Consider the following 20348-nt stretch of genomic DNA (forward strand, 5'->3'; position numbering starts at 1 on the left):
GGGCGCCTCCTACGCGCCGACGCCGAGGAAGGCGAAGATCGGGACGATCGACTGCGAGCCCATGTACCAGGTGAGCGCCGTCGCGAGCGTGCCGACCACGAGCAGCCACACGGGGTACCGGTAGCCGCCGAGCACGTCGCGCTGCCGGAACCAGCCGATGTACATGAAGATCGTGAGGCCGATCGGCAGGATCAAGCCGTTGAAGCCGCCGACGAACACGAGCAGCGCCGCGGGTGCCGTGCCGATGAGCAGGTAGACGATGAGCGAGACGACGATGAACGCGACCGTCGCGAGCTGCAGCGGCCAGCCGCCCTTGAGTCGCGTCGAGAACACCGACATGAACGTCGCGGAGGTGAACGCGGCGCCGATGACGGACGTGATCGACGCGGCCCAGAAGATGAAGCCGAAGATCCGGATGCCGGCCTCGCCGAGCACGATGCCGAAGGCCTGCCCGGCGGGGTTCGCCGCCTGGCTCGAGAGGTCGAGCGCGACGCCCGAGGCCACGACGCCGAGGATGGCGAGGAACAGCACGTAGCGCATCACGCCGGTGACGAGGATGCCGTTCATCGAGGCGCGGTGCACGTCCTTGACGTGCTCCGGGCCCGTGAGGCCCGACTCGAGGTAGCGGTGGGCCCCCGCGTAGGTGATGTAGCCGCCGACGGTGCCGCCGACGATGGTGGTGATCGTCGCGAAGTTCAGCGTGTCGGGGAGGAAGGTCTGTCGCAGCGCCTCGCCGACGGGCGGGTTCGAGACGATCGCGACGTAGATCGTCATGGCGATCATGCCGACGCCGAGCACCATCACGACGATGTCGACGACGCGGCCGGCCTTCTTGAACAGGAAGATGCCGATCGCGAGGAGGCCGGTGAGGAGGCCGCCGATCTTCGCGTCGATGCCGAGCATCGCGTTGAGGCCGAGGCCGCCTCCGGCGATGTTGCCGATGTTGAACGCGAGGCCGCCGATGATGATGAGCACGGCGAGCACGTGGCCGGAGCCGCGGATGGCGCTGTTCGCGAGGTCGCCGGCGCGCTTGCCCGTGACGGTGATCATGCGCCAGATGTTCATCTGCACCGCGAGGTCGATGAGGATCGACACGAGGATGGCGAAGGCGAACGCGGCGCCGAGCTGCGCGGTGAAGGTCGCGGTCTGCGTGATGAAGCCTGGCCCGATGGCCGAGGTCGCCATGAGGAAGATCGCGCCGAGGATCGGTCCCCTGCGGCTCTTCGCGAAGGCCTTGGCGCGCTCCGCGCTCGTCGGCTCGTGCGCGCCTGCCGGCTGCGGCTGCGCCGTGTGCTGCGTGTCGGACATCTGTCTTCCCATCTCCGTCGGTGGGCTCGGGAGCGCGGGGTGCGCTGGAGGGGAGCCTAGCGGTCGTAGGACACGGTGGCAACGATTGTTGAACAATACGGGTCCGAAGTGTTTCCATCTTGTTGCGGATGCGCGGACGATCCTCCGGCCGGCTCCCCTACGATCGAGCCATGAGCGACACGAGCCTCGCCGGTGACCTCCGCCGCCGGATCATCGCGGGTGAGTTCGCGCCCGGTGAGCGGCTGTCGGAGGCCGCGCTCGCGGCGCGCCTCGACGTCTCGCGCAACACGCTCCGCGAGGCGTTCCGCGCGCTCGCGCAGCACGGGCTCGTCGAGCACGTGCCGAACCGCGGCGTCTCGGTCGCCTCGCCCACCACGGCCGACGTCGTCGACATCTACCGCGCCAGACGCCAGATCGAGTGCGGCGTGCTCCGAGACGCCTCGCCGCTGCACCCGGGCGTCGCGGCCATGCGCCAGGAGGTCGAGCGGGCGGAGGCCGCGGTCGAGGAGGGCGACTGGGCGACGGTCGGCAGGGCGAACATGGCGTTCCACCGCGCGCTCGTCTCGCTCTCCGACAGCCCTCGCCTCGAGCGCGCCCACGAGCAGCTCTCGGCAGAGCTGCGCCTCGCGTTCCTCGCCATCGCCGACTTCGAGTCGCTCCACCGGCCCTTCGTCACCCGCAACCGCGCCGTGCTCGACGCGCTCGTCGACGAGGGGCCCGAGGCCGCCGCCGCCGAGCTCGAGCGCTACCTCACGGAGTCGGAGCGGCGCATCCTGGGCGCCTACGCGCGGCTCGGCAGGGCCTGAGCGGCCAGCGGGCGCTCAGCTCGCCTCGCGGATCTGCCGCAGGTCGCGCTTCAGGTCGTGCAGCTCGTCGCGGAGCCTCGCCGCGAGCTCGAACTTCAGCTCGGCGGCGGCCTCGGTCATCTGCGCCGTGAGGTCGGCGATGATCGACTCGAGCTGCGCCGGCCCGTCGAGGCTCGAGCGGTCCTTCGCGAGCCGCGGCGTCGGCGCGCCGCGCCGCCCGCCCGCGAGCAGCTCTGCCGTGTCGGCCTGCTCGCGCGCGAGCACGTCGGTGATGTCGGCGATGCGCTTGCGGAGCGGCGTCGGGTCGATGCCGTGCTCCTCGTTGTAGGCGATCTGGATCGCGCGGCGGCGCTCGGTCTCGTCGATCGCGTTCCGCATCGAGTCGGTGATGCGATCGGCGTACATGTGCACCTCGCCCGAGACGTTGCGCGCGGCGCGGCCGATCGTCTGGATGAGCGACGTCGACGAGCGCAGGAAGCCCTCCTTGTCGGCGTCGAGGATGGAGACGAGCGAGACCTCGGGCAGGTCGAGGCCCTCGCGCAGCAGGTTGATGCCCACGAGCACGTCGAAGACGCCCTGCCGCAGCTGCGTGAGCAGCTCGACGCGGCGCAGCGTGTCGACGTCGGAGTGCAGGTAGCGCACCCGCACGCCCGCCTCGGTGAAGTACTCGGTGAGCTCCTCCGCCATCTTCTTCGTGAGCGTCGTCACGAGCACGCGCTCGTCGCGCTCGGCGCGCACGCGGATCTCCTCGAGCAGGTCGTCGATCTGCCCCTTCGTCGCCTTGATGACGAGCTTCGGGTCGACGAGCCCCGTCGGGCGGATGATCTGCTCGACCACGGTGTCGGCGAGCGACATCTCGTACTTCGCGGGCGTCGCCGAGAGGTAGACCTTCTGCGGCGTGCGCTCGAGGAACTCGTCGAACTTGAGCGGCCGGTTGTCGAGCGCGCTCGGGAGCCGGAAGCCGTGCTCGACGAGCGTGCGCTTGCGGCTCGCGTCGCCCTCGTACATCGCGCCGATCTGCGGCACGGTCACGTGCGACTCGTCGATCACGACGAGGAAGTCGTCGGGGAAGTAGTCGAGCAGGCAGTGGGGCGGCTCGCCCTGCTCGCGGCCGTCGATGTGCCGGGAGTAGTTCTCGATGCCGGAGCAGAACCCGATCTGCTCCATCATCTCGAGGTCGAAGCTCGTGCGCATGCGCAGCCGCTGCGCCTCGAGCAGCTTGCCCTCGCGCTCGAGCACCTTCAGCCGCTCCTCGAGCTCGGTGCGGATGCGCTCCATGGCGTGGTGCATGCGCTCGGTGCCGGCGACGTAGTGGCTGCCGGGGAAGATCGAGACGGCGTCGTGCCGCGAGAGCACCTCGCCCGTGAGCGGGTGGAGGGTCGAGAGCGCCTCGATCTCGTCGCCGAAGAGCTCGATGCGGATCGCGTGCTCCTCGTACATCGGGATGATCTCGATCGTGTCGCCGCGCACGCGGAACGTGCCGCGCGTGAACGCGACGTCGTTGCGCTGGTACTGCATCGCGACGAACCGGCGCAGCAGCGCCTGCCGGTCGATGCGCATGCCGACCTGGAGCGCGACCATCGCCTCGAGGTACTCCTCGGGCGTGCCGAGGCCGTAGATGCACGAGACGGTCGAGACGACGACGACGTCGCGGCGCGACAGCAGCGCGTTCGTCGCCGAGTGCCGGAGCCGCTCGACCTCGGCGTTGAGCGACGAGTCCTTCTCGATGAAGGTGTCGGTCTGCGGGACGTACGCCTCTGGCTGGTAGTAGTCGTAGTACGAGACGAAGTACTCGACGGCGTTGTTCGGCATGAGCTCGCGGAACTCGTTCGCGAGCTGCGCGGCGAGGGTCTTGTTGTGCGCGAGCACGAGCGTCGGGCGCTGCACCTGCTCGACGAGCCACGCGGTCGTCGCGCTCTTGCCGGTGCCCGTCGCGCCGAGCAGCACGACATCGGTCTCGCCCCGGCCGAGGGCGGCTGCGAGCTCGCGGATGGCCTTCGGCTGATCGCCGGAGGGCTCGTACTCGCTCACGACCTCGAAGGGCCGCACGGCACGCGTGGGTTCCATGCCTCCAGCCTAGGAGCGGCCACCCACATCGGGGCTGTGGGCGCCGGCGCCGCGATCGTCGCCGCGCAGCCGCTCCCACAGGGCGTCGGCCTGCGCGAGCGTGTGCTCGAGGTCGCCCGCGGTGTCGATCACGACGTCGGCGATCGCGAGCCGCTGCTCGTCGCTCGCCTGCGACGCGACGCGAGCCCGCGCATCCGCCTCGTCCATGCCGCGGAGCGCCACGAGCCGGGCGACCCGCACGTCGGCGGGGGCGTGCGCGACGACGACGAGCTCCCACGGGTCGCTCGCGCGGGCCTCGACGAGGAGCGGCACGTCGTAGACGACGACTGCCTCGGGGTCGGCGTCGAGCGCAGCGCGGAAGCGGCGCGCGGACTCGCGGCCGACCGCCGGGTGGACGATGCCGTTGAGCTGCCGCCGCGCGGCGTCGTCGGCGAAGACGAGCGCGCCGAGCGCGGCTCGGTCGAGCGACCCGTCGGGCAGCAGGAGGTGCTCGCCGAACGCCTCCGCGATCTCGCGGAGCACCGGCTGGCCGGGGTGCTGGAGCTCGCGCACGAGCGCATCGGCGTCGACGACGACCGCTCCGCGCTCCGCGAGCCGGCCGGCGATCGTGGACTTGCCGGAGGCGATGCCGCCGGTGAGCGCGACGAGTGGCATGGCTCGAGTCTCGCACGCCCCGGGCGCCTGCTCGGCGGCGGTGCACCGGAGACGTCGGCGGTGCCCGCTAGCATGGGCGACATCGCACCGGGACGCGCGGTGCTGGATGCGGGAGAACCGATGCACGAAGACGTCGCGGTGGTCATCGAGGATGGCGAGGACATCCGTGAGCTGCTGGCGCAGGTGCTCACGCAGGGCGGCTTCACCGTGCACACGGCGGCCGACGGCCCGAGCGGCGTGGAGCTCGTCCGGCAGCACGACCCGATCGTCGTCACGATCGACGTGAACATGCCCGGCATGGACGGCTTCGAGACCGCTCGCCAGGTGCGCAGCCTCACGACCGCCTACATGGTCATGATCACGGCGCGAGGCGACGAGATCGACACGCTCGTCGGGCTGCAGGCCGGTGCCGACGACTACGTCGTCAAGCCCTTCCGGCCGCGCGAGCTGCGCGCTCGGATCGAGGCGATGATGCGCCGTCCGCGCGCGCTCGCGTCGACGCATCCGTCGGCACCGCGACCCCCGCAGACCGCTCCCGTCCCGCCTCGCGTGCCCTCGGCCCCGGGTCTGCAGCCCGCGCCGGTCGACGACGAGTCCGAGGAGTCGATGCTCGAGCACCGCGGGCTGCGGCTCGAGCCCGGGGCGCGGGTCGTCGAGCTCGACGGCCAGGAGATCGAGCTCACGCGCAGCGAGTTCGACATCCTGCGGATGCTGCTGGGCTCTGGCCGCCGGGTCGTGAGCAAGCTGCAGCTCGCGGGCATGCTGCGCGGCGAGCGCGGCGAGCCGGACCACTTCCTCAGCGAGCACGACGCTCGAGCGATCGAGGTGCACGTCGCGAACCTCCGCCGGAAGCTCGGCGAGTCGCCGTCGGAGCCGCGCTGGATCGAGACCGTCCGCGGCGTCGGCTACCGCCGCACCGCCTGACCGCGCTCGGCGTCCTCCCCCTCTCCGTCCTCCCCCGCGACGACGACCGAGACGTCGTCGCTGCGCATCGCGCGCCGCGCGGCGGAGCGCGCGGCCTCGACGAGCGCATCGCGGTCGTAGCCGATGATGCTCGTGAGCGCGACGCCCATGCCGATGGGCGGCACGACCGGCACCCCGGCGGTGCGGAGCTGGTCGAGCATCGCGCGGTGCATGCGCGCGGCGAGCTGCCGGGCGTCCGCCGGCGACGACGGCTGGAACGCGAGCAGCAGCAGGCCGCGCTCGTCGCTGCCGAGCGCGGCGGTCGTCGGCGCGAGCCGGCGGACGGCCGCGCGCGCGGCTTGCCGGACGTGCTCGGCCTCGTCGACGCCGAACGCGGTCGAGATGCGCGAGAGCGCGTCGATGCGCACCGCGAGCACCGCGAAGAGCTCGCCCCGGCGGTTCGCGCGCATGAGCCGACCGCCGAGCACGCGCGAGAACGACGGCGCGAGCAGCACGCCATCGGCCGCGATCGCCATGAGCGAGGAGTCCTCGGTGCCGCGCAGCCGCACCTGCTCTGCGCGCAGCACCGAGGTGACGACGACGACGACGATCGTGAGGGCGATCGTCGCGATGCCGGCGATCCCGGCATCCGCCCACACGCGCAGCGTGTCGCGGCCGCTCATCGTCGTCACGCCGGCGAGGAGCCGCGCGAGCTGGAAGACGGCGACCGCGGCGAGCACGCCGCCGAGCGCCACGCCCGTGCGCGTGCGCCGCAGCGACCCCCGGAGCGCCTCGGCGGCGCCGAGGCCCGAGAAGACGGCGTTCGCGGTGAACATCACCCAGCGCGCCGACCAGCCCTCCTCGCCCGTGCCGACGAGCAGCACCGCGAGGAAGGCGAGCAGCGCCGCGAGGGCGACGACGAGCGAGGCGCGGCCGCTGCGGCGGCCGTTGAAGACGCGGCACCCGATCCACAGCAGGCCCATGCTCGCGACCCACGCGCCCTGGCCGATGCCGACCGGCCACTCGCCCACGTCGATGACGGCCTCGACGACGAACGCCTCGGTCGCGATCATCGCGGCGAGGAAGCCGAGCGCCCAGACGCGGCCGGCGCGGTCGTCCTTGCGGACCATCGTCTCGAGCACGAAGAGCCCGCCGGCGACGTGGACGACGATCGCCGTGATGAGGATGACGGTGTCTGGATCGAGGGTCATGCGGTCGCTCCCGTGGTGCGGCGAGGCAGTCGGACGACGAACGTGGCGCCGCCGCCCGGCTCGCTCTGGACGGTGATCTCGCCGCCGTGCGCGCGCACGAGATCGCGGCTGATGGACAGGCCCAGGCCGGTGCCCGTCGCCCTGCCGGAGGGCTGGGCGCGATAGCGGCGCTCGAAGAGCCTCGGCAACGCGTCCTCTGCGATGCCCGGCCCGTCGTCGCGCACGACGAGCCACGCGTGCTTGTCGTCGGCCGTGACGCCGACCTCGATGAGGCCGTCGCCCGTGTGGTAGTTGACGGCATTGCCGACGAGGTTGTCGACCACCTGCCGGATGCGGTTGGGGTCGAACTCCGCCTCCGCCGGCTCGATGCCCGAGCTGTCGATGCGGATGTTGCGCTCGGCGGCGCGCGGCTCGAGTGCCTCGACCGACGCGAGCACGACGCGCGCGAGGTCCTCGCGCACGGGACGCACGTCGAAGCGGCCGGGCCCGTCGGCGGTCGCGGCGAGGATGTCGCCGATGATGACGAGCAGGCGCGACGCGTTGCGCTCGGCGATCTCGAGGCTGCGCCGCGCACCGGGCCCGACGTCGCCGGAGTCGAGGGCGAGGTCGAGGTGGCCCAGCACGCTCGTGAGCGGCGTGCGCAGCTCGTGGGAGACGGAGGCGACGAGCTCGTCGCGGATGTGCACCGCTTGCTGCTCGGCGGTCACGTCGCGGGTGACGAGGATCGCGCCCACGTCGGCGCCGTTGATGTCGAAGAGCCGGCGCGCGGTCGACACGAGCGCGCGGCGCTGGTCGCCTGGCGGCCCCTGCCAGTGCAGCAGGTTCTCGAAGGTCTCGCCTCGCCGGGCGCGCGCGACCGGCACGGCTCCCGGCTCGGTCGGCGTCACGCCGTCCGCCTGGAACAGCTGCGCGTCGTCGGCGGGCGTCATGAGCCGCGCGTGGGCGTCGTTCTCGACCGAGATGCTGCCGTCGGCGCCGATCCGCACGACGCCGAAGTCGACCGCGTCGAGCAGCTCGCTCACCGCGTCCTCCTGCCGCCTGGCGCGCTCGACCGCGTGGTCGAGGTAGTCGGCCTGCTCGTCGAGCAGCGACCGCTGCGCCGCGGAGCGGCGCGCGGCGATGAAGGCGACGACGGATGCGGTGGCGAACGCGAGCGGGCCGAGCACGTCGCGCATGCTCGCGCCGAGCTCGTCGGTGACGAGCCGCGCCGTCCAGAAGAGCACCGTCGAGCCGCCCGCGCCGAGCACGAGGCCGCGCCAGCCGAGCACGGTGGCGAGCCAGGTCGCCGGCACCGTCCACAGCAGCCACGCCTCGCCGTCCGGGTACGAGAGCTGCAGCAGCAGCACCGCGACGAGGTCGCCGACCGGCACGATCCCGATCCAGCGCACCGGGAGGCGGTTCCACGGCACGACGAGCGCGGCGATCGTGAGCGCGAACACGAGCAGCATGCCGCCGAAGAGCAGCTCGCCCTGGCGCACGTCGCCGACGACGACCATGAGCGCCCACGCCACGAGCGCGGCGCCGCTGAAGAGCAGCTGGTTGACGGCGGTCGCGCGCTCGCGGGTACGGTCAGGCCGCGCCCCGTCGGCGCGAGCAGTCGTGACCGCCGCCATCATGCTCCGACGCTACCGCGCACGGGGCGATTCCCCGCCTCGCAGTGCGGCAGCGGGCTACGATCGGCGCGAGCGGCCCCTCGCCGCGGGAGGAGGGATCGTGCTGGAGGCCCTGACGGGTGCCGGGCTCGCCGCGGCAGCGGGCATGAACGCGTACATCCCGCTGCTCGTCGTCGGGCTCGCCGACCGGCTCTTCCCCGGCCTGCTCGCGCTCCCCGAGGGCTGGGCGTGGCTCTCGAGCTGGTGGGTGATCGGCATCGTCGCGGTGCTGCTCGTCGTCGAGGTCGTCGCCGACAAGGTGCCGGCCGTCGACAGCCTGAACGACGTGCTGCAGTCGCTCGTGCGCCCGGCGGCGGGCGGCCTCGTGTTCGGCTCGTCCTCGACCGCCTCGACCGTCGCGGTCACCGACCCCGCCGAGTTCTTCGCCTCGAACCAGTGGGTGCCCATCCTCGTCGGCGCGGCCATCGCGCTCGCGGTGCACGTCGGCAAGACCGCGGTGCGCCCGGCGGCGAACGTCGCGACCGCGGGCGCGGCGGCACCGGTCATCTCGACGGTCGAGGACGTGAGCGCGATCGGGCTCTCGCTGCTCGCGATCGTCGCCCCGATCCTCGTCGTGCTCGGCCTGCTCCTGCTGTGGCTCTTCGGCTGGTCGCTGTGGCGCTCGGCCCGCCGGCGGCGGAACGCCGATCTGCGGCCGGCGACCGACAGGCACGGCGCCGGCTAAGCGGTCGTCGCCGCCTCGGCGGGCACGGGGTCGACCGCGTGCTGGTGCCACGCGCCGCGCCAGCGCACCACGCGCCCTGACTCGTCGCGCTCGGCGATCGCCTCCTCGTGACCGGAGCCCATGCCGGTCGCGGCGGCGATCACCACGCGATCGGTGCCGCGCGGCGTGAGCACGTCGACCGAGGCGAGCGGATCGGCCGCCGTCGGCGCGATGCCGAGCAGCCGTCCGCCGAGCTCGACGACGTCGAGCCGGCCCCAGATGCTCGCGAAGGACCCCTCGAACGAGCGCGCGAGCGCGAGCTCGTCGTCCGCGAGCTCGGCCGCGGGCTCGAGCGCAGCCTGCAGGATGCGGGCGACGCCGACGGCGAGCTCCTCGGCGGGCGCGTCGATCGCGTTCGCGAGCACGCTCACGACGACGTCGCGCTCCGCGTCGACGAGCGTGCGGGTCGCCTGCCCCGTCCACGCCCCGCCGTGGCCGTGCCACGTGCGCCCGTCGACCTCGCGCAGCTGGAGCCCGAGACCGTACCCCGCCACCGCGCCGTCGCGGCCCGACGTCGACCACTGGCGCTGCCGCATCCGCCGTCGTGCCGTGCCGCTCAGCAGCCGGTCGTCGGCGTCGACGACCGCGCGGAGCGCATCCGAGAGCTCCGCCGCGGTCGAGACGGCGCCCGTCGCGGCGGCGAGCGCGCGCGAGGAGGGGCTGCCGAGCGGCGCCCGCACGTCGCTCGAGTGCAGCGCGGAGTGCCCGGTCGCGAGCGGCTGCGAGGCGCCCTCGATGTCGGCGCTCGTGGCCTCGAGCCCGAGCGGCGCGAGCACGAGGCGCGCGAGCGCGTCGGCGTAGGGCTGCGCGGTCACCGCCTCGATCGCGAGGCCGAGCAGGCCGAAGCCGATGTTGGAGTACTTGAACTCGGCGGATGCGTCGAGCCGAGCGACGCCGGACGTCGCGATCGAGCGGAGCCGGTCGGCATCCGGGAAGTCGTCGGCGAGCTGCCAGAAGGCGACGTCGTCGCCATCGCGCGTCGCGCCGCTCCCGTGGGAGAGCAGCTCGCGCACCGTGAGCCCGGCGGCGTCGGTGCCGGTGAGCGCGGGCACGAGCGCGCCGAGCGGATCGTCGAGCCGGAGGACGCCGTCGTCGACGAGCCGCATCGCGGCGATCGCGGCGAGTGCCTTCGAGTGGGAGGCGATGCGGAAGCGGTGGTCGTTCGTGAGCGGCTCGCCCGTCGCCTCGTCGGCGATGCCGATCGCGCGCTCGAGCACGAGCTCGCCGCCGATGCGCACGGCGAGCTGCACGCCCGGCACCCGCAGCCGCCAGCGGCGGTAGGCGAGCCAGCGGTCGGCGTAGTCGAGGGCGTGCGTGATCGCGTCGTCGGCGGGCATGCCTCGATCCTGCCACTGGATCGCATCCCGGGCAGTCGCAACCGGGGAACGCAGCGCGGGCCGCGCCCGAAGGCACGGCCCGCACTGGTGGTGCTGACTACTCCGAGGAGCCGGTGAGCTTCTCGCGGAGCGCGGCGAGCGCCTCGTCGTCGGCGAGGGTGCCGGCGCCCGAGTCGTCGGAGCCGCCGCCGAAGGACGATGCGCCCGAGGGCACGTCGTTCGAGGTGAGCTCGGCGTCGCGGGCCGCGGCGACCTGCGCCTTGTGCGCCTCCCAGCGCGCCTGCGCGGCCGCGTACTCGGCCTCCCAGGCCTCGCGCTGCGACTCGAAGCCTTCCTTCCACTCGTTCGTCTCGGGGTCGAAGCCCTCCGGGAACTTGTAGTTGCCCTGCTCGTCGTACTCGGCGAGCATGCCGTAGAGCGCCGGGTCGAAGTCGGTGCCGTCGGGGTCGACGCCCTCGTTCGCCTGCTTGAGCGAGAGCGAGATGCGGCGGCGCTCGAGGTCGATGTCGATGATCTTCACGAAGACCTCGTCGCCGACCGCGACGACCTGGTCAGCCGTCTCGACGTGCTTCGCCGAGAGCTCCGAGATGTGCACGAGGCCCTCGATGCCGTCCGCGACGCGCACGAACGCGCCGAACGTGACGAGCTTCGTGACCTTGCCCGGTGCGACCTGGCCGATCGCGTGCGTGCGGGCGAAGATCTGCCACGGGTCCTCCTGCGTCGCCTTGAGCGACAGCGAGACGCGCTCGCGGTCGAGCTCGACGGTGAGGATCTCGACGGTGACCTCCTGGCCCACCTCCACGACCTCCGAGGCGTGCTCGATGTGCTTCCACGAGAGCTCGGAGACGTGCACGAGGCCGTCGACGCCGCCGAGGTCGACGAACGCGCCGAAGTTGACGATCGACGAGACGACGCCCTTGCGGACCTGCCCCTTCTGGAGCGACTGCAGGAACTGGCCGCGCGAGGCCGACTGCGTCTCCTCGAGGAGCGCGCGGCGCGAGAGCACGACGTTGTTGCGGTTCTTGTCGAGCTCGAGGATCTTCGCCTCGATCTCCTGGCCGAGGTACGGCGTGAGGTCGCGGACGCGGCGCAGCTCGATGAGCGAGGCCGGCAGGAAGCCGCGGAGGCCGATGTCGACGATGAGGCCGCCCTTGACCACCTCGATGACCGTGCCGGTGACGACGCCGTCCTCGTCCTTGATGCGCTCGACATCGCCCCAGGCGCGCTCGTACTGCGCGCGCTTCTTCGAGAGGATCAGGCGACCCTCCTTGTCCTCCTTCTGGAGGACGAGCGCCTCGACGGTGTCGCCGACCTCGACGACCTCGGAGGGGTCGACGTCGTGCTTGATGGAGAGCTCGCGCGAGGGGATGACGCCCTCGGTCTTGTAGCCGACGTCAAGGAGGACCTCGTCGCGGTCGATCTTGACGACGGTGCCCTCGATGAGGTCGCCGTCGTTGAAGAACTTCAGGGTCTTCTCAACGGCGGCCATGAAGTCATCGGCCGAGCCGATGTCGTTCACAGCGACCTGCTTGGGAGCCGTGGTCGTTGCAGTGGTCATAGAGTTCAAGGTGCCTTATGGGGGGATGTCGGGCTGCGGGCATGTGGATGCCCATCCAGCGGTTCGGATTGATTGGGCGCCACACGAGTGGCCCGGCAATCCTATACGCGGATGGGCATCCCGGACAACCAGCGCTCAGCTGCGGAGCACGGCCTCGCGCAGCGTGTCGAGCCCGACGCCGCCGATGTTGAGCACGCGGGTGTGGAAGCGCTTGAGGTCGAACGCGTCGCCCTCGGCCTCCTGCGCGGCATCCCGGATCTGCTCGAAGATGCGCTGGCCGATCTTGTAGGACGGCGCCTGGCCCGGCCAGCCGAAGTAGCGGTTGACCTCGAAGCGCACGAACGGCTCGTTCATGTTGACGTTCGACTTCATGAACTCGAAGGCGTAGTCGAAGTCCCACTCCCCCGTGCCGTCGAGGCGCGGCTTGCCGAGGTGCACGCCGATGTCGAGCACGACGCGCGCCGCGCGCATCCGCTGGCCGTCGAGCATCCCGAGCCGGTCGGCCGGGTCGTCGAGGTAGCCGAGCGACTCCATGAGCCGCTCTGCGTAGAGCGCCCAGCCCTCGGCGTGGCCGGAGGTGCCGGCGAACGCGCGGCGCCACAGGTTGAGCTGCGCGCGGTTGTACGTCGCCTGCGCGATCTGCAGGTGGTGGCCCGGCACCCCCTCGTGGTAGACGGTCGTGAGCTCGCGCCACGTGTCGAACTCGGTGACGCCCGCGGGCACCGACCACCACATCCGCCCCGGCCGCGAGAAGTCGTCGGCGGGACCGGTGTAGTAGATGCCGCCGGTCTGCGTCGGCGCGATCATGCACTCGAGCGCCTTGATGGGCTCGGCGATGTCGAAGTGGGTGCGGCCGAGCTCCTCGATCGCGCGATCGCTCGTCTCCTGCATCCACGCCTTGAGCGCGTCGGTGCCGTGGAGCTTGCGGCTCGCGTCCTGGTCGAGGTGCGCGATCGCCTCCTGCACGGTCGCGCCCGGCAGGATCTCGTTCGCGATCGCCTCCTGCTCGGTGCGCATCCGGTCGAGCTCCTCGATGCCCCACGCGTAGGTCTCGTCGAGGTCGACGGCGGCGCCGAGGAAGCGGCGCGACATGAGCGAGTAGAAGTCGCGGCCGACGGCGTCGACGGGGTTGGCGGATGCGGCGAGCTCGGTGCGCAGGAACTCCGCGAACCGCGCGTGCGCCTCGGTCGCCTCGCCTGCTGCCTTCGCGAGGTCGTCGCGGAGCGAGGCGGGCAGCTCCCGGTCCCCCGCCTTCGCGGAGGCGGCGAAGTCGTGGAAGAAGCCCTTGCCCGGCGCGTAGTCGGTGAACTGCTCGAGCACGTTGTCGATCTGGCGCGCCGCGGGCGTGTTGCCGGTGGCGATGCCGTTGCGAAGCGAGGCGATGTAGCCGTCGATCGCCGCGGGCACGTTGCGCATGCGCTGCGCGATCGTCGACCAGTCGTCCTCGCTGCCGGTCGACATGAGGTCGAAGATGTCGCGGATGCCCGAGGCGGGGCTCGCGAGGTTGTTGAGGTCGCGGTCGCCCCAGCCGGAGTCGTGCACGTCGAGCTCGAGCTGCAGCTCGCGCGAGAGGTCGGTCTTCGTCACCCAGTCGACGTCGTCGACGGGCTCGGCGGCCTGGAGGGCGGCGAGCACCTCGCGCGCGAGCGCGGCATCGGCGTCGCGGCCGCTCGGCGAGTAGTCGCCGTAGCCGGCCTTGTCGCCCTCGAGGCCCACGTACACGTTGATCTCGGGGTTCATGGCGGCGGCGCGGTGGACGTAGTCCTCCGCGATCCGGTCGATCTCGGTCTGCTGGCGCGACGTCGCGCCGACTCTCTCGTCAGTCATGCCGCAAGCCTACGCATCAGCGGAGGGCGGTCATGACCTCCCGCTCGAAGAGCTCGATGCCGTCCTGCTCGAACGCGACCTCCGGCATGTAGGCGATGAGCGTGCCGAGTCCCGCCTCGCGGAGCGCCCCGACGTGGTCGACGACCATCTGCGGCGTGCCGACGACGGCGCCGCGCGTCGAGAAGCCCGTGCCGGCGTGCTCGGCGGGCATCGCCGAGTCGGCGCGCGCGTTGACCGCGTCGACGACGCGGCGCGCTTCGGCCTCGCTCTCGCGCACGACGATGTTGAGGTTGGAGGTCAGCCGCACCTCGGCGGGGTCGCGCCCCTCCTTCTCGAGGTGGCGCAGCAGCACGTCGCGCTTGCGCGCGAACTGCTCGGGCGAGCCGCCGAAGTTCGTCGCGTCGGCCCACTTCGCCGCGTAGCGGAGCGTGCGCTGCTCGCCGCCGCCCGCGATCCAGGTGGGGATGCGGGGACGGCCGTCGCGCCCGGTCTGCAGCGGCTGCGGCCGGCAGATGGCGCCGTCGACCGAGAACGACTCCGACTCGAGCGTCGCGCGACCCTCGGCCCACAGCCGCTGGATGATCTGCACGCCGTCGCGGAGCGCCGAGATGCGGTCGCCGACGCCCGGGAAGCCGTAGCCGTAGGCGCGCCACTCGTGCTCGTACCAGCCGGCGCCGATGCCGAACTCGAGCCGGCCGCCGGAGATGACGTCGACGGTCGCGGCGACCTTCGCGAGGTAGGCGGGGTTCCGGTACCCCATGCACGTGCACATCTGGCCGAGCCGCACGCGGCTCGTGCTCGCGGCGAGCGCGGCCATGAGCGTCCACGCCTCGTGCGTCGCCTCGTCGGTCGGCTGCGGCGTGGTGTGGAAGTGGTCGTAGACCCACACCGAGTGCCACGGGCCGGCGTCCGCGCGCTCCGCGACCTCGAGCATCCGCCCCCACTGCTCGGCGGGCGCGATGCCGACGAGGTCGAGGCGCCATCCCTGCGGGACGAAGAGGCCGAACCGGAGCGCGGAGTCGTTCATGCCGCCAGCCTAGGCGTCGGCCCCTGGGGGTCGGATGCTGTGGGCCCGGCGGGCACGGACGTCGCGGCTCAGTGCGCGGCGGCGTCCCAGTTCGGGCCGACGCCGACCTGCACCTCGAGCGGCACCGAGAGCTCGGCCGCGCCGCCCATCTCGGCGCGGACGATCGCCTCGAGCGCCTCGCGCTCACCGGTCGCGACCTCGAAGACGAGCTCGTCGTGCACCTGCAGCAGCATGCGCGAGCCGAGCCCCTCGTCGGCGATGCGGCGGTCGATCGCGATCATCGCGCGCTTGATGATGTCGGCGGCCGAGCCCTGGATGGGCGAGTTGAGCGCCTGCCGCTCGGCGTTCTCGCGCAGCACGCGGTTCGACGACGACAGGTCGGGGAACGGGCGGCGGCGGCCGAAGATCGTGGTCGTGTAGCCGTCGTCCTTCGCCTGCATCACGACGCCGCGGAGGTAGTCGCGGATGCCGCCGAAGCGCTGGAAGTAGTCGAGCATGAGCTGCTTCGCCTCGGCTTGCGAGATGCGCAGCTGCTTCGAGAGCCCGAAGGCGCTCAGCCCGTACGCGAGGCCGTAGCTCATCGCCTTGACCTTGACGCGCTGCAGCGCCGTGACCTCGCTCGGGTCGACGCCGAAGATGCGGCTGCCGACGAAGCGGTGCAGGTCCTCGCCCGAGAGGAACGCCTCGATGAGCCCCTCGTCGCCCGAGAGGTGCGCCATGATGCGCATCTCGATCTGCGAGTAGTCGGCGGTGAGCATCGTCTCGAACTCGGGCCCGTGCGCGAACGCCGAGCGGATCTCGCGGCTCACCTCCGTGCGCACCGGGATGTTCTGCAGGTTCGGGTCGTTCGACGAGAGGCGGCCGGAGGCCGAGCCGGTCTGGTCGTAGCGGGTGCGGATGCGGCCGTCGTCCTGGATCGCGCGCAGCAGCCCCTCGATGATCTGCGCGAGCTTCGACGTCTCGCGGTGCTGCAGGAGCAGGCCGAGGAACGGGTGCGGGTTCGTCTCCTGCAGGTCGGCGAGCGCTTGGGCGTCGGTCGAGTAGCCCGTCTTCGTCGCGCGCGTCTTCGGCATGTCGAGCTCTTCGAACAGCACCGCCTGCAGCTGCTTCGGGCTGCCGAGGTTCACCTCGTGGCCGATCTCGGCGTAGGCGGCCTCGGCGTGCTCGGCCGCCTTCGCGCGCATCTCGTCGAGGATGCGCTGGAGCACGTCGCGATCCATGTGCACGCCCTGGCGCTCCATGCGCACGAGCACAGGCATGAGCGGCAGCTCGATGTCGTCGAGCACGCCGAGCGTCCCCGGGTCGAGGCGCGAGCGCTGGGCGCGCGAGAGCTCGCCCGTGAGCCACGCGACGGTGCCGAGCTGCTCGGGCTCGACCTCGGGCACGAGCTGGTTGGGGTCGGGCGCCGGGAGCGTCGCGCCGAGCAGCGCCTCGGTCTGCCAGTCGAGCTCGAACGTCTTGGGCGGCGCGGTGGGCGTCTGCAGCCACGCGGCGACGCGCGTGTCGTGCGCGGCGCCGCCGAGGCGGAGCCCCGCGCCCTCGAGGAGCTTGATGGATGCCTTGACGTCGTGGAGCGCCTTCGGGGCGTCCGACGCGAGCCACTCGACGAATCCGTCGTAGTCGGCCGTGCCGGCCTTGAACGGCACGTAGGCGCTCGCGCCCTCGGTCGCGACGCCGAAGCCCGCGATGCCGCCGGCGCCGTCGGGCGCGATCGAGACGGCGACCGTGCCCTTCGCGCGCGAGAGCCACAGGTCGAGCTCCTCATCGACGAGCTTCTGCACCGCGGGCGCCTGCACCTCGGGCTCGAGCGCGGCGGCCGGCTCGCCCGTGCCCTCCTGCTTGAGCACGCGGTCGAGCAGCGTGCGGAACTGCAGCCGCTGGAACACCTCGCGCAGCTTCGCCTCGTCGACCTGGCCGCGCGCGAGCTCGTCGAGCTCGACGCCGAGGTCGACGTCGGTGAGCAGCTGGTTGAGGCGGCGGTTGCGCTCGGCGCGCTCGCGCTGCTCCCGCAGGTTGTTGCCGACGACGCCCTTGATCTCGTCGGCGTGCGCGAGCAGGTTCTCGACCGTGCCGTACTGCGTGATCCACTTGACGGCGGTCTTCTCGCCGACCTTGTCGATGCCGATGAGGTTGTCGCTCGACTCGCCGACGAGGGCGGCGATCTCGGGGTACTGCGCGGGCTCGATGCCGTAGCGCTCGCGCACCGTCTCGGGCGTGTAGCGCTTGAGCTCGGAGACGCCGCGCACCGAGGGGTAGAGCAGCGTCACGTCGTCGTTGACGAGCTGGATCGTGTCGCGGTCGCCCGAGACGACGTAGACGTCCATGCCGGCCTTCGCGCCCTGCACCGAGAGGGTCGCGAGGATGTCGTCGGCCTCGTAGTCCTCCTTCGAGAGGGTGCGCACGCCCATCGCGTGGAGCGCCTCCTCGAGCAGCGGCACCTGGCCCTTGAACTCCTTCGGCGTCTCGTCGCGCGTGCCCTTGTACTCGGCGTACTCGCGGGTGCGGAACGAGAACCGGGAGATGTCGAACGCGACCGCGAGGTGCGTGGGCCGGTGGTCCTGCAGCAGCTTGAGCAGCATCGACAAGAAGCCGTGGATGGCGTTCGTGTGCTGCCCTTCGCTGTTGACGAAGTTCTCGAGCGGCAGGGCGAAGAACGCCCGGAACGCGAGGGAGTGGCCGTCGATGACCATGAGGGTAGGCTTCGGATCCGACACGGCAGTCAGCCTAGCCGGGGCTGCCGACACCCCAGCCGAGCGAGGAGCGCGCGTGAGCCCGGAGCCGATCGAGCACGAGGTCGACGAGGCGACGCGAGCGGTGCTCGCGCGGCTCGAGCAGCGGCCGGGCGGGGAGCTCGCCGAGCGCATGCAGATCGAGTTCCTCAAGCTCTCGGCCGAGCACTCGGTCGCGCGCATGCCCGCGGAGGGCAACCGGCAGCCGGCGGGCTTCGTGCACGGCGGTGCCTACTGCGTCATCGCCGAGACGCTCGGCTCGGTGAGCGCGAACATCCACGCGGGCGAGGGCCGCTACGCCGTCGGCACCGACATCAACGCGACCCACACGCGCTCGATCACGAGCGGATGGGTGACGGCCGAGTGCACGGCTGTCCACCTCGGGCGGTCCATGACCGTGCACGAGATCGTCTGCACCGACGACGAGGGCCGCCGAGCCTCGACCCTCCGCATCACGAACTTCATCAAGACCCGCTGACCCGCCCCCGCCGCCGACCGGTCACTTCCGCCCGCGAGCGGTCAGTCAGGCCGCGTTCCAGGAGGTGTAGCGCTCGTACGCGGCGACGATTCGCTGCAGGATCCGGACGCCCCCGTCCTGCAGATCATCCTTCGTCACGACGATGACGTGCCAGCCGAGCGCACGCAGCTTCTCGCGCCGGATGCGGTCTCGCTCCTGCTGAGCAGGGTCGGCGTGATGCTCGCCGTCGTACTCCACGGCGAGCTTGAGGTGCGGCCAGCTCGCGTCGAGCCGAGCGACGAACAGGCCGGTGGCGTCGAACACCTCGTGCTGCAGCGTCGGCTCCGGCAGCGCACCCATGATCAGGAGCCGCACCAGCGACTCGCGCGGCGACTCGGCTCCGACACGGACGAGTGCCAGCGCTCGGCGAGCCAAGTGGAGGCCGCGCGCTCCCTTGTAGCGTCGCAGCACATCCGTCAGATCTTCGACGGTCAGTGGGTCGTGTCGCTTCGTCGACACCAACCAGTCCCCCACCGCGACCAGCTCCTCGAGGGTGAGCATCGTCGCGAGGTGCACGAACGCGTCCGCTCTCGCCTCTACCCGCATCCCGTCGACCTCCACCACCTCGGACTTGAGGCGGTGACCGACGACGCCCGTGCGCCGCATCCGGGAGCCGTCGGTCGGCGAGGCGATGTGGACGGTGGCTTCCTTCTCGAGCCGAGCGGGCAGCGGCATGCCATGGATGCGTCCCGCCGTCGTGTGGCAGAAGAAGTGGTCGTCGCGGGCGAGGACGCGCACCGCCTCGAGGAGCGCCTGCGCCTCATCACCCACAGCGGCCGTGATGCGGGCGCCGCGAGCGGGCCTCGTGAAGGCCATCGATCGCAGCTCGGCTGCGGAGTACCCCCGATCGAGGCCCTGCTGGATCGTGAAGCCGTGCTGACTCTCCATGCGCTGGATGATGCGCGCGTGCGGCCACGTCGGGGGCGGCTGCGGATCAGGCTGTGGAGAGACGCCTCTGCGAGGGCCGGGTGAGTGCGCGGAGCCGACGCTCGCGGGCGGAGGCGACCGCTCACGCGCGCAGGTGACCGCTCACGCGCGCAGGTGACCGCTCACGGGCGGAGGTGACCGCTCACGCGCGCAGGTGACCGCTCACGCGCGGAGGTGACCGCTCACGCGCGGAATTGACCGCTCACGCGCGGAATTGACCGCTCACGCGCGGAGTTGACCGCTCACGCGCTGAAGTGACCGCTCAGCGAGGGGGGGGCTACTTCTTGGCGCTCAGCTGCTCGATGACGGCCTGCGCGACCTCGGCCATCGTCAGGCGGCGGTCCATCGAGGCCTTCTGGATCCAGCGGAACGCCTCCGGCTCGGCGAGGCCCATGCGCTGGTTGAGCAGGCCCTTCGCGCGGTCGACGAGCTTGCGCGTCTCGAAGCGGTCGGCGAGGTCGGCGACCTCGCTCTCGAGCGCGCGGATCTGGTCCCAGCGCGCGAGCGCGATCTCGATCGCGGGCAGCAGGTCGTTCTGCGTGAACGGCTTCACGACGTAGGCGAGCGCTCCCGCCTCGCCGGCTCGCTCGACGAGCTCCTTCTGGCTGAACGCCGTGAGCAGCACGACCGGCGCGATCTTCGCGGCACTGATCTTCTCGGCCGCGCTGATGCCGTCCATCTTCGGCATCTTGACGTCCATGACGACGAGGTCGGGCTCGAGCTCGGTCGCGAGCTCGACGGCGCGCTCGCCGTCGCCCGCCTCGCCGATGACCTCGAAGCCCGCGGCCTGCAGCGTCTCGACGATGTCGAGGCGGATGAGCGACTCGTCCTCCGCGACGAGCACGGTGCGCGCGGTCGTCGCGCGCTCGGCGGGAGCCTGGTCGATGATGGGCTCGGCGAAGAGGTCGTCGGTCATGGCCACTAGCCTAGTGTTCGCAGCGACCGGGCGATCGTCCGGGCCGTGAGCCGGTGTGGCGGAATCGGCAGACGCGGCGCACTCAAAATGCGCTTCCGCGAGGAGTGTGGGTTCGAGTCCCACCACCGGCACGAGCGAGAGCCCGGGCGATCCGAGGATCGACCGGGCTCTCGAGCGTCGCGGGC

Annotated in this window: 16 protein-coding genes and 1 tRNA gene; 5 read left to right on the plus strand and 12 right to left on the minus strand. The window is 71.8% G+C overall.

Translation table 11 applies throughout. The annotated features are described in order from the left end of the window. Window positions 1-9 precede the first annotated feature (9 nt). Window positions 10-1308 (minus strand): NRAMP family divalent metal transporter, encoded by a 1299-nt coding sequence (locus tag ACP7BI_RS11000; RefSeq protein WP_425846152.1) that lies wholly within the window; start codon window positions 1306-1308, stop codon window positions 10-12. A 170-nt stretch (window positions 1309-1478) separates the two neighbouring features. Between ACP7BI_RS11000 and ACP7BI_RS11005 the strand changes: the two genes are divergently transcribed. Next, window positions 1479-2114, plus strand: coding sequence for a GntR family transcriptional regulator (locus ACP7BI_RS11005; RefSeq protein WP_425846154.1), 636 nt, complete (start codon window positions 1479-1481; stop codon window positions 2112-2114). A gap of 15 nt (window positions 2115-2129) precedes the next feature. Here the strand turns inward: ACP7BI_RS11005 and uvrB are convergent, their stop codons facing one another. Both uvrB and coaE read right to left on the minus strand, forming a co-directional pair. Next, a complete protein-coding gene (uvrB, locus tag ACP7BI_RS11010; protein ID WP_425846157.1) occupies window positions 2130-4181 on the minus strand; it encodes an excinuclease ABC subunit UvrB in 2052 nt (683 codons plus the stop codon). Window positions 4182-4190: 9 nt separating this feature from the next. Next, window positions 4191-4835 (minus strand): dephospho-CoA kinase, encoded by a 645-nt coding sequence (gene coaE / locus ACP7BI_RS11015; RefSeq protein ID WP_425846159.1) that lies wholly within the window; start codon window positions 4833-4835, stop codon window positions 4191-4193. Between the two features lie 120 nt (window positions 4836-4955). On the opposite strand from coaE, the gene ACP7BI_RS11020 reads away from it, so the two are divergent. Then, window positions 4956-5759 (plus strand): response regulator transcription factor, encoded by an 804-nt coding sequence (locus tag ACP7BI_RS11020; protein WP_425846162.1) that lies wholly within the window; start codon window positions 4956-4958, stop codon window positions 5757-5759. On the opposite strand, the gene ACP7BI_RS11025 is transcribed toward ACP7BI_RS11020, so the two are convergent. Together ACP7BI_RS11025 and ACP7BI_RS11030 are read right to left on the minus strand one after the other, a co-directional pair. Further along, window positions 5741-6949, minus strand: a complete 1209-nt coding sequence (locus ACP7BI_RS11025; protein WP_425846164.1) for a diguanylate cyclase domain-containing protein — start codon at window positions 6947-6949, stop codon at window positions 5741-5743. The genes ACP7BI_RS11020 and ACP7BI_RS11025 overlap by 19 nt on opposite strands. Beyond that, window positions 6946-8565, minus strand: coding sequence for a sensor histidine kinase (locus ACP7BI_RS11030; RefSeq protein ID WP_425846166.1), 1620 nt, complete (start codon window positions 8563-8565; stop codon window positions 6946-6948). The genes ACP7BI_RS11025 and ACP7BI_RS11030 overlap by 4 nt, the downstream gene beginning before the upstream one ends. A 97-nt stretch (window positions 8566-8662) precedes the next feature. Between ACP7BI_RS11030 and ACP7BI_RS11035 the strand changes: the two genes are divergently transcribed. Continuing rightward, on the plus strand, window positions 8663-9286 hold the full coding sequence (locus tag ACP7BI_RS11035; protein ID WP_425846169.1) for a DUF4126 domain-containing protein: 624 nt from the start codon (window positions 8663-8665) through the stop codon (window positions 9284-9286). Here ACP7BI_RS11035 and ACP7BI_RS11040 read toward each other — a convergent pair. The 5 genes from ACP7BI_RS11040 to polA form a co-directional block, all read right to left on the minus strand. Further along, a complete protein-coding gene (locus ACP7BI_RS11040) occupies window positions 9283-10662 on the minus strand; it encodes a serine hydrolase domain-containing protein (protein WP_425846170.1) in 1380 nt (459 codons plus the stop codon). The two genes, ACP7BI_RS11035 and ACP7BI_RS11040, sit on opposite strands and share 4 nt — an antisense overlap. Before the next feature lie 97 nt (window positions 10663-10759). Next, on the minus strand, window positions 10760-12220 hold the full coding sequence (gene rpsA, locus ACP7BI_RS11045; RefSeq protein WP_425846172.1) for a 30S ribosomal protein S1: 1461 nt from the start codon (window positions 12218-12220) through the stop codon (window positions 10760-10762). A gap of 135 nt (window positions 12221-12355) precedes the next feature. Further along, window positions 12356-14047: a DUF885 domain-containing protein gene (locus tag ACP7BI_RS11050; protein WP_425846174.1), complete on the minus strand. Its 1692-nt coding sequence runs from the start codon at window positions 14045-14047 to the stop codon at window positions 12356-12358. A gap of 16 nt (window positions 14048-14063) precedes the next feature. Then, the gene (locus ACP7BI_RS11055) at window positions 14064-15074 is read right to left on the minus strand and encodes an LLM class F420-dependent oxidoreductase (protein ID WP_425846176.1); all 1011 of its coding nucleotides are present in this window, start codon (window positions 15072-15074) and stop codon (window positions 14064-14066) included. A 68-nt stretch (window positions 15075-15142) separates the two neighbouring features. Beyond that, window positions 15143-17764, minus strand: a complete 2622-nt coding sequence (polA, locus tag ACP7BI_RS11060; RefSeq protein WP_425846331.1) for a DNA polymerase I — start codon at window positions 17762-17764, stop codon at window positions 15143-15145. A 124-nt stretch (window positions 17765-17888) separates the two neighbouring features. Between polA and ACP7BI_RS11065 the strand changes: the two genes are divergently transcribed. Beyond that, complete coding sequence (locus tag ACP7BI_RS11065) at window positions 17889-18281, plus strand: PaaI family thioesterase (RefSeq protein WP_425846333.1); 393 nt, start codon at window positions 17889-17891, stop codon at window positions 18279-18281. Between the two features lie 45 nt (window positions 18282-18326). Here the strand turns inward: ACP7BI_RS11065 and ACP7BI_RS11070 are convergent, their stop codons facing one another. Continuing rightward, entirely contained in the window at window positions 18327-19208 is an 882-nt protein-coding gene (locus ACP7BI_RS11070) for an endonuclease domain-containing protein (protein ID WP_425846179.1), read from the minus strand. Between the two features lie 316 nt (window positions 19209-19524). Then, window positions 19525-20163: an ANTAR domain-containing response regulator gene (locus ACP7BI_RS11075; protein ID WP_425846182.1), complete on the minus strand. Its 639-nt coding sequence runs from the start codon at window positions 20161-20163 to the stop codon at window positions 19525-19527. 49 nt (window positions 20164-20212) lie between these two features. On the opposite strand from ACP7BI_RS11075, the gene ACP7BI_RS11080 reads away from it, so the two are divergent. Beyond that, window positions 20213-20294, plus strand: a tRNA-Leu gene (locus tag ACP7BI_RS11080). Window positions 20295-20348: the final 54 nt, after the last annotated feature.

Source organism: Agrococcus sp. TSP3-2-1 (assembly GCF_049897585.1).
Classification (GTDB): Bacteria; Actinomycetota; Actinomycetes; order Actinomycetales; family Microbacteriaceae; genus Agrococcus.

Bases quoted from the DNA above. Each gene is read 5' to 3' on its own strand.
- ACP7BI_RS11000 (WP_425846152.1), bottom strand. From the start codon at position 1,308: ATGTCCGACACGCAGCACACGGCGCAGCCGCAGCCGGCAGGCGCGCAC.
- ACP7BI_RS11005 (WP_425846154.1), top strand. From the start codon at position 1,479: ATGAGCGACACGAGCCTCGCCGGTGACCTCCGCCGCCGGATCATCGCG.
- uvrB (WP_425846157.1), bottom strand. From the start codon at position 4,181: ATGGAACCCACGCGTGCCGTGCGGCCCTTCGAGGTCGTGAGCGAGTAC.
- coaE (WP_425846159.1), bottom strand. From the start codon at position 4,835: ATGCCACTCGTCGCGCTCACCGGCGGCATCGCCTCCGGCAAGTCCACG.
- ACP7BI_RS11020 (WP_425846162.1), top strand. From the start codon at position 4,956: ATGCACGAAGACGTCGCGGTGGTCATCGAGGATGGCGAGGACATCCGT.
- ACP7BI_RS11025 (WP_425846164.1), bottom strand. From the start codon at position 6,949: ATGACCCTCGATCCAGACACCGTCATCCTCATCACGGCGATCGTCGTC.
- ACP7BI_RS11030 (WP_425846166.1), bottom strand. From the start codon at position 8,565: ATGATGGCGGCGGTCACGACTGCTCGCGCCGACGGGGCGCGGCCTGAC.
- ACP7BI_RS11040 (WP_425846170.1), bottom strand. From the start codon at position 10,662: ATGCCCGCCGACGACGCGATCACGCACGCCCTCGACTACGCCGACCGC.
- rpsA (WP_425846172.1), bottom strand. From the start codon at position 12,220: ATGACCACTGCAACGACCACGGCTCCCAAGCAGGTCGCTGTGAACGAC.
- ACP7BI_RS11050 (WP_425846174.1), bottom strand. From the start codon at position 14,047: ATGACTGACGAGAGAGTCGGCGCGACGTCGCGCCAGCAGACCGAGATC.
- ACP7BI_RS11055 (WP_425846176.1), bottom strand. From the start codon at position 15,074: ATGAACGACTCCGCGCTCCGGTTCGGCCTCTTCGTCCCGCAGGGATGG.
- polA (WP_425846331.1), bottom strand. From the start codon at position 17,764: ATGGTCATCGACGGCCACTCCCTCGCGTTCCGGGCGTTCTTCGCCCTG.
- ACP7BI_RS11070 (WP_425846179.1), bottom strand. From the start codon at position 19,208: ATGGAGAGTCAGCACGGCTTCACGATCCAGCAGGGCCTCGATCGGGGG.
- ACP7BI_RS11075 (WP_425846182.1), bottom strand. From the start codon at position 20,163: ATGACCGACGACCTCTTCGCCGAGCCCATCATCGACCAGGCTCCCGCC.